The organism is Limnobacter sp. (assembly GCF_964228395.1).
GTDB lineage: Bacteria > Pseudomonadota > Gammaproteobacteria > Burkholderiales > Burkholderiaceae_B > Limnobacter.
On the sequence record NZ_CAXQZX010000020.1, the window covers coordinates 1 to 11,692 of the forward strand.

Consider the following 11,692-nt stretch of genomic DNA (forward strand, 5'->3'; position numbering starts at 1 on the left):
GGCTTGCTCGCGGCTTTGTACAGCCAGCGCAACCATGGTGCCATTGCCACACGCGGCTGGTTCGCCGTTGATGGGGGTCATGACGCCAAAAAACGCTTTGTCAAAACCCGTCCCCCAAAACACGCCTCGAGGCACATCCAATAGTCGCTTGGCACCCAGGGGCGCAAGCAGTTTGTCAAAAAACTCAGCGCTTTTTTTAAGGTCATTGGTACCAAGCGTGACGTATCCAAGCATGTGCTTCTCCTTTGCTGCTGCGCGGTGCGCGCCATTAAAACTTCTGTGACAGGCTCACCGAGAAGAAGTGCACATCCAGGTTGGTAATGCCCTTGTACTCGCCACCAGACACCTCGACAGGCCTAATTTGATCGTTGTTGCCCACCTGGCCATCGTCCACGTCGAGCAACTGGTAAGCAAATGCCAACGTGATGTCGCGGCTTGGGTAGAAGGTGGCCCCGGCGCCAAAGAAGCGGCGGTCGTTGTCAGGCAAAATGGGAATGCGCAAGTCGTCTTCTACTACGCCATTTTCCCAAGCGTAACCTGCATGCACCGTGAGGCGCTTGTAGAGCTTGTAGTTAAAGCCAAGGCGGTAAGAGTGCGCCACTTTGAAGTCTTGAGGCACGTCCTCGATCAAGCGCCCATTGCTTTCACGCTCATAGCGCAGGCGGGTGTCGGTGTAGTCCTGGTAGGTGTAGGTGGCCATCAGGTCCAGCCGAGGGCTGTAGTGGTGGAACCATGACACACGCAACTCGTCGGGGAAGGTGATGTTTTGGCGTGCGCGTTGGAAGGGCTCCAGATCGCCTGCGGCTTGTGGGCCGTTTACCCCCAGCAAGGGGCCAAAGGTACCAATGGTTGGGCCACGCAGAAATTCTCGGAAGGCAGCCGTGTCAGCATTTTCATCAATGGTCAGCTTGCCGCTGTTGCCTTCAAAATAGGTTTTGGGGCGATAAGACACGCCGATGCGGGTGCGCTCGCTGGGCTCCCACAGCATGCCTGCTTGTGCGTTGAATGCCCAGCCAAACATGCGCAGCTTTGCATCGCTTTCGTCCGGAATGGGTGGGGCCTGACCCAAGGCGGCCGCGCCATCCAGCAAAGTACTGCTGCCAGGCGACAATTTTTCAACCGCATCGCGGTAATTGATTTTCAGCTTGATCGATTGGAAGTAGCGCTCGTAAGAACCATTCGCACCCAAAGACAGGGTGGGGGTGAGTTTGTAACCAAAGCCCAGGTTCAGCCGGGTCACCTTCAGGTCGACATCGCGGCCCTGGCCACGGCCAGGGTAATTCTCGTCGTAGCGCGCCAACAGGCCATGCGACCCAGATGCACTAAAACCCATCACCAGCTTGTTGTTAACAGGAATGGCTACAAACAAACCGGGAATGAACAGCGCTGCGTCATAGCCGTCTTTTCTGGAAAAAAACTGACCGTTGGAGCCTTGTGTGCCAGAGTTGGTGGGGGGGCCGTCGTTGTCTTGTCTTGAGGTGTAATCGTTCACAAAGGTGGCAACCGTGGCCACGTTCAACACCTCAATGCGTTTAAACCGGGTAAGTGCAGCGGGATTAAAAAAGATCGCTGAGGGGTCGGCTGCCTCGGCCGCCTGGCCAGCGCCGGCATTGGCAATGCCGCCTGTGCTTTGGTTGTCGTTGGAGGTACCCCCCGCCAAAACCATCTGTGCATTGGTCGAAAACGCCAAAAACACAGCCCCTGCCAGGGCTCGCTTGCGCAAGCCGTGCTGCAACAACGCCATAGGTTTGTCTCCCCAACCCCGAATTCTCGCCCTGGTCTTTTGGATGCCAGTTGCCCGAAAAGGGGTTATTTGAATTGGCTGATGAAAAATAAAGTGTTTAGTGGGTGCAATGGTTAATACGAAAAATACTCACTGCGACCAAAATTTGTGTTTGTTTTACCGGCGTAAAGGTTAACCCATATTCAAACAATCGTTCAAACCAAATATCTGACCCGTGGGTCATTAACGGTTATTTTTGGTTTGAGTTATATTGCTGCAATCACAACACGGGTGGTATTCAATGTCGCTTATAGACGCTTGGGTGCAGCGCGCACTGCGAACGGGTTTGCGGGTGGGAATGAAATGGGGTGGGCAGTTGCCCTTAGACCTGACGGCCTTGCGGGCGGGGTTGAATGCTGGCTCAAGTTTGCTCAAACCACGCCGGGAGTGCCGCATTGTGCATCACCGAATGGATGGGGTGCCGGTGGTCGAGGTTTGTACCAACAATGCCAACCCTGAACATGTGGTGGTGGCCATGCATGGCGGTGCATTTTTTGCAGGCTCGCCTGCCACCCATCTGGCCCTGGCCTCTGAAATTGCGGTGCGCGCCAATGCACGCGTGTTGCTGCCAGACTACCGCCTTGCTCCCGAGCATGCTTACCCTGCTGCTTTGCTCGACGGGCTTGCCGTGCTGAAGCGCCTGCTTGCCCAAGGGCTGGACCCCAGTCGATTGTGTTTGTGTGGCGACTCTGCCGGGGCAAGCCTGGTGTTGAGCATGGCCTTGGCCATGAAAGACAGTGGCCTGCAGCAGCCGGTCTGTATGGTGTTGTTGTCTCCCTTTGTGGATTTAACGCTGACGGCCCCCTCTGTACACAGCAACGCCAAACTTGACCCCCTGTTAAGCAGAATTCCTTTGATGCGGGGGGCGCAGGCCTACTGCGGGCAAATTGAGCTGGATGATCCACGGGTGTCTCCCTTGTTTGCTCCTTTGCAGGGCTTGCCGCCCTTGTTGATTCAATGCGGAAGCGACGAAATTTTGCTCGATGACGCACAGCGGCTGGCGCAGGCAGCCCAGGCCGCGGGCGTGAGCGTGCAGTGTGAGGTGTATCCCAGAATGTGGCACGACTTTCAGGTGTTTGGTGCTTGGTTGAAAGACGCAGATCACGCACTCTGGCAGATTGCGCAGTTCATTCGAAACCCACTTTAACGGGTGTATGTTCATTCGAGAAACAAAATATTGTTCATATCGGGCTGCCACTGTGCGGAATCTTCCTACAGGCATGGTGGCAGATCCAAGGCTAATCAGCACCAAAAAGGTGACATTGCCCGCCATTTGCCCAATAATTGACCGGATTTTCGCTGTTTAACCAAAAGAAACGATTGGCATGATCTTTGCCTTTTGGTCTTCTAGTAATCATTCGGAGAATAAAAAACATGGAAGCGCTGACGGCATTTGTTTCGCAGATCAACGGCATTGTGTGGGGCCCGCCCATGTTGATTGCGATTTTGGGTACAGGGCTGTATTTGCAGCTTCGGTTGAGGTTGATGCCAATTTTTAAAATTGGCGCTGGCATTCGTTGGGTGTGGAAAGGCCGCAACCCCTCGCCCGATGCGCCTGGTGAAATTACCCCCTATGCAGCGTTAATGACGGCCCTGGCCGCCACCGTGGGTACCGGTAACATCGCTGGTGTTGCGACAGCCATTGCGTTGGGTGGCCCCGGCGCGGTGTTTTGGATGTGGATGACCGCCTTGGTTGGCATGGCGACCAAATACTCTGAAGTGCTGCTGGCCGTGCACTACCGTGAAACAGATGCTCGCGGCCAGTACGTGGGTGGTCCCATGTACGCCATTAAGAACGGGTTGGGCTCCAACTGGAAGTGGTTGGCGGTGTTGTTTGCGCTGTTTGGCGGGTTGGCCGGTTTTGGTATTGGCAACATGGTGCAGTCCAACAGCGTGGCCGATGTATTGCAGGTCACCTTTGGGGTCGACAAATGGGTCTCTGGCATTGTGATGGCGGTGTTGGTGGGTTTTGTGCTGTTGGGTGGTGTGAAGCGTATTGGTGCAGTGGCCCAAAAACTGGTGCCGTTCATGTGCCTGGCTTACATCGTGGCGGCCGTGATCGTGCTGGTGATGTACGCAGGCGAAGTGCCCGCTGCCCTGGCTCTCATTGTCCACAGTGCATTTAACCCCGTGGCTGCCACAGGTGGCTTTGCGGGGGCTGCCATCATGATGGCCATGCGCTACGGCGTGGCCCGCGGCATTTTTTCCAACGAGGCTGGTTTGGGCACTGCGGGCATTGCACAGGCCGCGGGTCAAAGCAAAAACCCGGTCGAGTCGGGCATGATCGGCATGATGGGCACCTTCTTTGACACCATCATTGTGTGCACCATGACCGCCCTTGTCATCATCGTGACCGGTGTGTGGGACAGCGGTGCCACAGGCGCCGCGTTAAGCTCTAGCGGCTTTGCCACGGCCTTGCCTGGCGTGGGCGAATACGTGCTTGCCTTGTCTTTGGCGGTGTTTGCATTCACCACCATCTTGGGATGGTCGTATTTTGGCGAGAAGTGTTGGGAGTTTATCGCCGGCACAGCCATTACCATGCCATATCGAGTGCTGTGGACCTTGTTTGTGTTGGTGGGGGCAGTTACCCAACTGGACTTTGTTTGGCTGGTGGCCGACACGCTCAACGCATTCATGGCTCTGCCAAACCTGGTGTGTTTGCTGCTGCTTTCACCCGTGATTGCCAAGCTCACTCAAGAGTATTTTGCAAAGCGTTGATTCATAAAAAATTGCAATTCAACACCCGTGCGGTCTTCCCGTGGGAATGCTGACAACAGTCGGTAAAAATGAAGCACTTTACCGATTGTTGTCTATTTTTACACTGTGTTAGTTTTTAAAAAAAACAGAAGCCGTGTGCATTCCAAAAAAATCAACGGGGGGTGGTGATGCAGTTGCAGGCTTTTATTTTCTGTTGCGCGGCGTTGTTTATGGCTGGGGTTCACAACCCTGCCAGCGCTGATGCAGATCAACAACTTCTTGAACAGGCCATGGTGCGCCTGCCCGACTCGCAAAATGTGCTGGCAGGTACGGCCAACCCCGTGCAGGCGGCAGAGTTGGGCAAATTGCAGCGTGCCTTGCTGGCCCATTACGCGGAATGGGAAGGCACGCGTTATCGGCTGGGTGGCACAGGGCGTAAGGGGATTGATTGCTCAAGCTTTATACAAACCTTGTTCAAAGATCACTTTTCTTTTGAGCTGCCCAGAAGCTCGCGCGAGCAAATGACCATGGGCAAAGCGGTTGATCAAAGCGAATTACAAACAGGCGACCTGCTGTTTTTTAAAACCGGTCCCACGCGCAAGCATGTGGGGGTTTACCTGGGCAACAATCAGTTCATGCATGTGTCGGCCAGGCGCGGGGTAGAAATCACCAAATTGCTGACCCCGTATTGGCAAAAGCATTTCATTGAAGCTCGCCGTATCAGCCTGGGTTTGTTTAAACCTTCAAACTAAATGGTGTGAAGTGGGTGTGGGTGTCGTAGTGGTCTTCGTTTTCGGCGCGTTTAAGCCAAGCCACCACCCAATACGTCACGGGCGTGGCCAATATTTCCCAGGTGGTTTTTAGTACATATTGGGTGAGAGCCACAGTGATGATTTGCTCGGTGGTCATGATGCCCCAAAACGCAATCACATAAAAAAGTGCTGAGTCGATGAACTCCCCCACCAGCGTGGACCCAATGGTTCGAGTCCACAGCCATTTGCCTTGGGTGAGAATTTTCATTTTGGCCAACACAAAGCTATTGGCAAAACTGCCACTCCAAAATGCAATCAGCGAAGCCAGCACAATGCGCCACGTGTTGCCAAACACGGTTTCAATGGCGGCTTGTTGCTCAAGCCAGAACGGCGCGGGAGGCATGTTCACGACCACAAATGCCATGAAAGAGGCAAAGCCCAACGCTCCAAAGCCAGCCCACACGGCCCGCCGATCTCGGCCATAGCCGTACACCTCGGTCAAAATATCGCCAAAAATGTAAGAGATTGGAAAAAACAAAACACCCGCTGCAAAAGTAACGGTGCCCACCCACGGCAATTCAAGTTGTGCAATTTTGGCTGGCCCAATGAGGTTGGAGCACAGCAGCACAGCCACAAAGGCCACCAGAACAAACTCGTAATACTTGTATTGGCGCATGGGATTTTTTAGGAGAAACATTCGCCTGAAGAAGGCGAGCTGCGGGTTAGAATCGCAAAGTTCACCATATTACGATGCCCGCCATGCCCAAACAAGCCAACCCTTTGCCCACGCCTGCTCAGCTAGCTGATCAATTGTTGGAAGCGCAAACTGCATTCTGGATGCAGCAATTGAAAGGCAAAAAATTTCAGGCCTTGGTGGCCGATGAAATTGAACGCGCGCTGGATGTGATCCAACAGGTGACTCTGAACCAAGCGGTGGACCTTGAGAAGGTAAAAGCCACAGCCCAGCGATATGCAGTGGAAATGGAAATTGGTGGCGCCATTCCAGAGTTGTTTGGTGAAATTGCACGGGTTATTTACCACTTCCCGGCGAGCCGCCGGACCAAAGTGGGGCAGGTGGTGCCCGATGCCGTGGCCACCGAATTCATCAAGAAGCTTTTTGAGCAGCATGGCGTGCTGGACCATGCGGTGACCAATGTGCGCAACAGCGAGCCCTTTCGCAATTTTTTGTCGGATGTGGTGTTCACCGTGCTCAAGGGCTACATGTTTGAGCAAAACAATTTGATGAAGTTTGGCTCGGTGGCGCACAGCACACGGCGCGCGCGTGAATGGCTAAAAAACCGCGCCCCTGAGCTGAGCGAAACCCTGGAAGACAAGGCGCGACAGCTCATGGAAAGCGCTGTGGCCAGTTCGCTAGAGATGGTCGATGACACCTTGGACAACGAACACTACCGAGAAAACGCCATGAACAGTGCTTTGGCATTTTGGGACGTGGTGCGCCAATGGCCCCTGAGTGCCTACAAAGACTACGTGACCGAGCAAGACCTTCAGGAATTCATGGTCATTGGCTACGAATTTTGGTTGGGCTTCCGTGAAACGGATTACCTCAAGAAATGCATCGACGCAGGCGTGGATTTTTTCTTTGACAAATACGGTGATCAAACCTTGGGCGTGTTGTTGGAAGACATCGGCGTGAGCCGGGAAATGATCGTGGACGAAGTGTGTGGTTACGCGCCCGAACTGGCCGATTTGTTGATTGAAACCGGCCTGGCAGAGACGTTCATTCGACGCCATCTGAAACGCTTCTATACCAGCAAAAAAACTCTGGATCTGCTCGGCTCAGCCAGCATCTAAAAAGGCCTTTTAACCCCTTGCCAACACGGTGAGGTCTTGCGCCCACCCGCTGGCCCGCTCTGCCGCCCGTTGCTTTTGTTGTGGGCTTGCTGTGTTCAATACATCGGCCACCAACTGCAGCGTGTCTGCCAACCTGGCCTGCGCGACCTGCCTGGCCTGCGCGGTGCTGGGGTTTTGCCAGGCGGTGAGCAAGGTGGCCACCTGTTTGCTCAGCGCGGCCTCTTCGATTTGCCGATTGGCCGCCAAGGTCACCAAGCGCATGAATTCCTCCTGTCGCTGCAAGCGTTGCTGGTACCTAGCTTCGCTATAACTTTGGCTCTGTTCGGCCCACTGTTTGATGCGCGCACGCTGAGTGGTGTTTAAGCTGCCCAGCCACCGTTCAAAGCGCTTTTCCATGCGTTTGGCGGTGGCTTCAAGGCGTTTGCCCGGGTTGGATTGCAGGCGCTGCTCGCGGTACTCTTGGTTCGATTCGTCCAGAGCCCGCTGAATTTGCTGAATTTGGTTGGGCCACAGCATCAGCATGGTTTTGGCAATTTCAGGCGCTGCGGCCAAGGCAGTTCTGGCCAAAGAGCCTTGAATGGTCGTGTAATACACCTCCAATTCCACGGGCGTGATTGGATTCTGGCTGTCGGGCTTGTTCACCAATCGAATGGTGGCCTGTTCAAGTTGCGCCGCAATCACCGTGAGTTCATTGTTGCGATGCCAGGCCACAATGTTTTCAAGGCTCCGCCGCAGTTGGGTGGATTGTTTGTCGTCCCAATCTACTGCTGAGCTTAAATAGGTGTGGGCAAGGCTGGGTGCGTTGTTGTAGCCCAGTTTAATGGCGCTGCAGGCGGTGAGGGCAAGCGCGAGCAACAACAGGGCCGCTCCGTGAGCCCACCGTCGACCATGCCCTAGTGCAAATAAAGCGAGTTTAAAATTCATGCGCGTAAGACCACCTCAACTCAGCGAGGGTTCCGTTGGATTATACGGCGGGCTTGCCTGCGGCTTAGATGCTTTTCCGGATGAATTCCTTGATGGCTTGCGCACAAAGAAATGGCGCCTCGATCATGGGGAGGTGGCCCACGCCATCAAACAGGCAAATCTCGGATCGCTTGATGAGCCTTTCAAACTCGTGCGCGCAACTGACGTGCAGCACTTCGTCCTCGGTGCCCCACATCACCAAGGTTGGGGCCACAACATTCTCGAAGGTGGCCTTGTGGTAATCGGGGCGGCGGCTTAGCATTTCGCGAAACAGGAAAGTGTTCACATCCCGGCGATGTATCAGTTCCGAGGCAGAAAAAAACGCAGCCGATGCAGCCAGTGCCCGGTTGTGGAATACCAAATCGGTCAGCTTGATCACATCCACCGGGTCGCGTGGAACCAAGCGGTTTTTGCCGCGCAGAATTTCATCAATAAAACTGGTGTGCTCTTTACCGGGCAAACCCAACGCATCCATCAACACCAAGCTGGTCACCAACTGAGGATGCCTTGCAGCCAGCAGACCTGCCAAGGCTCCGCCCATGGAGTTACCCACCACGTTGACTTTGTGCGCGCCAATGTCAACCAGCCAATTGCGCAGCCGTTCCGTTTGGTCTTCAAGCCCGTACTGTTTGTCGGGGTCGAACCCACTTTCGCCCCAGCCTGGCAGGTCTGGAATCAAAATACGGAACTGGCCTGCAAAAAATGGCAGTAGCGGAAGCCAGTGCTCCTTGGCTGCGGCAAACCCATGCAGTAGCAGCAGGGTGGGGCTGGATTCCAACCCAATTTCAAGCCAAACCAGTTTGTCTTTGCCAACACCGATGCGCTTGCGGTGAACGCCCACCAAGCCACCATACCAAGGGTTAAGCCGTGTGAGGCTCCACAATTTTGGACGCCAATCCCGAAGCTTGTGCGCATCCACTTCGGGCGCGTGGCGCAAATAGGCCTCGCCCACCGTGTCGAAGTATTGGTCAACAAGGCGTGCACCTTCGCCAATCGGGGTGATCTCTTTGCCTCTGGATTTTCTGACAGGTTTAGCCAACGTCGTTCTTCTTGTTTTCAGTGCTACATGATTACGCAAGCATACTTGGATTCATTACGAAATTGTTTCTTTTGGCGTAAAAAATATAATCTTTATTCTGTTACGCAATGTGATGTGTCAAAGATCAGTGATGATTAACTGACATGCAAATACAGTTGCACTGCATTGAGGGCGAGCAGCACCAAGACGACGACTTTCCAAAGCAGTTGAGGATCTTTTTCGACCAAGGGCTTATGAAGCAGCTCGGCCTCCAGGCTGGGGTTGGGTACCGTGAGGTCGTGCATGAATTCTGACAATGCCGCATAGCGGTGCATGGGGTTGGGTTGCAGTGCCTTTTGAAGGCATGCCTCTACCCAAAGCGGCAGGTCGGGTCGCCATTGCCTGGCAGGAATGTATTTAAGTGCACGGTAGCTTTTTAACGTGGTCTGTTTGCTGTTTTTTTCTGGGTAGGGAAGGTGGCCGGTCAGCATTTCGTACACCACCACTGCAAAAGAAAATAAATCGGCCTGCACGCTGCCAGCTTCGCCCAACAGGTATTCTGGTGCCACGTAATTGACGCTGCCTTGTGGGATGGATTTATCCAGCGGCGACACCAATTCGTCGGTGCGGGCCACCAGCACAGTGCCAAAGTCCAGAATTTTGACCCGACCGTGTTGGTCCAGCATGATGTTCTCGGGTTTGATGTCTTGATGCACCATGTCGGCGCGCTGAAATGCCCTTAGGCCAGCAAGCACCTGTTTTGCAATTTTTCTGACTGCATCGAGGCTGGGTTTGGGGTTGTCGTACATCCATTCGCGCAAGTTAATGCCCGTGATGTACTCCCCTAGGTAATACATGAATTGCTTGGGCCTTTTGGGCGCATGGGTTTTCATCACATTGGGGTGGTCTATGCATTGGCCCACCCATTCTTCGCGCGCAAATCCATCCAAATAAAGCGGGTCATCCGCGAATGTTTGCGATGGAGTTTTTAGTGTGTATTGCGCCCCGTCGTGTAGGTCCTGCACGCGATACATGTGGCTGCGCGTACCGCTAAAAATAATATCCAGCACCTCGTAACCATCGATCTTGTTGCCAATGTTCAGCACCGGCGGAATGGGGAGTCTGGTGAGGCGTTGATGGGTTTCTTCCAGAGTCTCAAGGGGGAGGGCGTCAATTCGCACCAATAGGGCGGTCAGGTTGTCTTGGCTGCCTTGAGCCAGTGCTTGTGCCACCAACTGGCGGGCCAAGGCCTCCAGGTCGTGTTGCTTCTCTGCATTGGCCAAGGTGGCCTGTAACACCGCGGGTTTGAGTACGCTATGTATGCCATCGGTGCACAACAGCAGCAGGTCGCCGGGCAGCACTTCGTGGGTGCTGTAAGTGAGGTCCACGTGGCGATCTGCACCCACTGCGCGGGCGAGGTAGGTGTGCCCACGCTCGGTGCGGCTGTGATCTTCGGTGAGCTGGTCCAAACGCCCGGCACGCATTTGGTACACCCGGGAATCCCCAACGTGCAGGCAGTGCAAGGTGTTGGATTTAATCACCGCAGCAGCCAGCGTGGTCATCATGCGGTTGCCTGTGTTGTTTGCTCCCGCATTTTGCTGATGCATCCAGCTGTTTAAGCTGGCAACAACCTGCCTCAGCGATTTTTGGGTGCTCCAGTTGTTTGGGGTGCCAAAGTAATCTTCGACAAAACTGGTCACGGCTGTTTGGCTGGCCACATGGGCTTGGCTGCAAGAGCTTAAACCATCCGCCACCACTGCTGCGGCCCCTTTTAAAAGTGCAGCGTCGCCCTGGCCGCACAAGGCCGCAAAGGCATCTTGGTTGTTCGCCTTGGCGCCAGCTTGCGAGCATGCGCCAAAGGCCACCTGCAGGGTGGTGTTCATGGTTGATCAACCCACACGGATCAGCTCCACGGTGCCATCTTCATTGACCTCGGCCATGTGGCCCTTGGGTTCTTCCATCAAAAATAGAGTAACAAAGCCGGCCACAGCGGTGAGTGCGATGACAAAAAAGAAGGCCTGGTAACTTACAAAAGACAACACGGTGAGGTACACCACTGCACCCACATTGCCATATGCGCCGGTCATGCCTGCGATTTGCCCGGTTAGGCGTCGCTTGATCAGCGGTACAGCCGCAAACACGGCACCCTCGCCAGCTTGCACAAAAAATGAGCACGCCATGGTGGTGATCACCGCCAGCCACAAAGGCCAGCTCGAATTGGTCATGCCCATCAGCGCATAACCCACGGCCAAGCCGGCGGTCAGGATGAGCAGGGTTTTTTTGCGGCCAAAGCGATCACTGATCCAGCCCCCGCCAGGGCGGGACATCAGGTTCATGAAGGCATACATGGAGGCCACCAGACCTGCATAAACCGGGTCAAGGCTGAATGTTTCGGAATAAAACAGGGGCAACATGGACACCACTGCCAGTTCTGATCCGAAGGTGGCAAAGTAAAGAACGTTTAGCACGGCCACCTGTTTGAACTTGTATTGGTGAATGGCGGGCACCGGGGTTCTAAAAATCTCTTGGTTCACGCGGTAGGCGCTGAATGTGTCATAGGCAAACACCAGCACCAAACCCAAGTAAATGGCGGTGGCAGCGGTTTGGCTTAGCATGCTCACACCCGATGGCGAAAGCTTCCAGGCCAGCAAGGCCAGTGCCGCGTAC

At 54.5% G+C, this 11,692-nt stretch carries 10 protein-coding genes and 1 pseudogene; 4 read left to right on the forward strand and 7 right to left on the reverse strand.

Translation table 11 applies throughout. The features are described from left to right. Positions 1 to 234, reverse strand: a pseudogene (locus ACEQU8_RS01760) (VOC family protein); the annotation flags it as partial. A gap of 34 nt (positions 235 to 268) precedes the next feature. After that, positions 269 to 1,744: an OmpP1/FadL family transporter gene (locus tag ACEQU8_RS01765; RefSeq protein ID WP_370261054.1), complete on the reverse strand. Its 1,476-nt coding sequence runs from the start codon at positions 1,742 to 1,744 to the stop codon at positions 269 to 271. Between the two features lie 280 nt (positions 1,745 to 2,024). Here ACEQU8_RS01765 and ACEQU8_RS01770 point away from each other — a divergent pair, with 280 nt between their 5' ends. The 3 genes from ACEQU8_RS01770 (at position 2,025) to ACEQU8_RS01780 (ending at position 5,232) form a co-directional block, all read left to right on the forward strand. Then, positions 2,025 to 2,930 (forward strand): alpha/beta hydrolase, encoded by a 906-nt coding sequence (locus ACEQU8_RS01770; protein WP_370261055.1) that lies wholly within the window; start codon positions 2,025 to 2,027, stop codon positions 2,928 to 2,930. 227 nt (positions 2,931 to 3,157) lie between these two features. Continuing rightward, positions 3,158 to 4,501 (forward strand): alanine/glycine:cation symporter family protein, encoded by a 1,344-nt coding sequence (locus ACEQU8_RS01775; protein WP_370261056.1) that lies wholly within the window; start codon positions 3,158 to 3,160, stop codon positions 4,499 to 4,501. A 209-nt stretch (positions 4,502 to 4,710) separates the two neighbouring features. Continuing rightward, positions 4,711 to 5,232 carry an NlpC/P60 family protein gene (locus ACEQU8_RS01780; protein WP_370261058.1) on the forward strand — a complete coding sequence of 174 codons (522 nt, stop codon included), beginning with the start codon at positions 4,711 to 4,713 and terminating at the stop codon, positions 5,230 to 5,232. On the opposite strand, the gene ACEQU8_RS01785 is transcribed toward ACEQU8_RS01780, so the two are convergent. Continuing rightward, complete coding sequence (locus ACEQU8_RS01785) at positions 5,216 to 5,929, reverse strand: queuosine precursor transporter (RefSeq protein WP_370261059.1); 714 nt, start codon at positions 5,927 to 5,929, stop codon at positions 5,216 to 5,218. The two genes, ACEQU8_RS01780 and ACEQU8_RS01785, sit on opposite strands and share 17 nt — an antisense overlap. Positions 5,930 to 5,991: 62 nt before the next feature. On the opposite strand from ACEQU8_RS01785, the gene ACEQU8_RS01790 reads away from it, so the two are divergent. Continuing rightward, a complete protein-coding gene (locus tag ACEQU8_RS01790) occupies positions 5,992 to 7,044 on the forward strand; it encodes a hypothetical protein (protein WP_370261060.1) in 1,053 nt (350 codons plus the stop codon). Positions 7,045 to 7,053: 9 nt separating this feature from the next. On the opposite strand, the gene ACEQU8_RS01795 is transcribed toward ACEQU8_RS01790, so the two are convergent. The 4 genes from ACEQU8_RS01795 to ACEQU8_RS01810 all read right to left on the reverse strand — a co-directional run. Then, on the reverse strand, positions 7,054 to 7,968 hold the full coding sequence (locus ACEQU8_RS01795) for a DUF6279 family lipoprotein (RefSeq protein ID WP_370261062.1): 915 nt from the start codon (positions 7,966 to 7,968) through the stop codon (positions 7,054 to 7,056). Positions 7,969 to 8,032: 64 nt separating this feature from the next. Then, positions 8,033 to 9,046 (reverse strand): alpha/beta fold hydrolase, encoded by a 1,014-nt coding sequence (locus ACEQU8_RS01800; RefSeq protein WP_370261063.1) that lies wholly within the window; start codon positions 9,044 to 9,046, stop codon positions 8,033 to 8,035. A gap of 134 nt (positions 9,047 to 9,180) precedes the next feature. Continuing rightward, positions 9,181 to 10,908, reverse strand: coding sequence for a protein kinase (locus ACEQU8_RS01805; RefSeq protein ID WP_370261064.1), 1,728 nt, complete (start codon positions 10,906 to 10,908; stop codon positions 9,181 to 9,183). 6 nt (positions 10,909 to 10,914) lie between these two features. Continuing rightward, the coding region (locus ACEQU8_RS01810) for an MFS transporter (RefSeq protein ID WP_370261065.1) at positions 10,915 to 11,692 on the reverse strand (778 nt) is incomplete at its 5' end.

Coding starts and splice junctions, on each gene's coding strand:
- ACEQU8_RS01765 (WP_370261054.1), bottom strand. CDS start 1,744: ATGGCGTTGTTGCAGCACGGCTTGCGCAAGCGAGCCCTGGCAGGGGCT.
- ACEQU8_RS01770 (WP_370261055.1), top strand. CDS start 2,025: ATGTCGCTTATAGACGCTTGGGTGCAGCGCGCACTGCGAACGGGTTTG.
- ACEQU8_RS01775 (WP_370261056.1), top strand. CDS start 3,158: ATGGAAGCGCTGACGGCATTTGTTTCGCAGATCAACGGCATTGTGTGG.
- ACEQU8_RS01780 (WP_370261058.1), top strand. CDS start 4,711: ATGGCTGGGGTTCACAACCCTGCCAGCGCTGATGCAGATCAACAACTT.
- ACEQU8_RS01785 (WP_370261059.1), bottom strand. CDS start 5,929: ATGTTTCTCCTAAAAAATCCCATGCGCCAATACAAGTATTACGAGTTT.
- ACEQU8_RS01790 (WP_370261060.1), top strand. CDS start 5,992: ATGCCCAAACAAGCCAACCCTTTGCCCACGCCTGCTCAGCTAGCTGAT.
- ACEQU8_RS01795 (WP_370261062.1), bottom strand. CDS start 7,968: ATGAATTTTAAACTCGCTTTATTTGCACTAGGGCATGGTCGACGGTGG.
- ACEQU8_RS01805 (WP_370261064.1), bottom strand. CDS start 10,908: ATGAACACCACCCTGCAGGTGGCCTTTGGCGCATGCTCGCAAGCTGGC.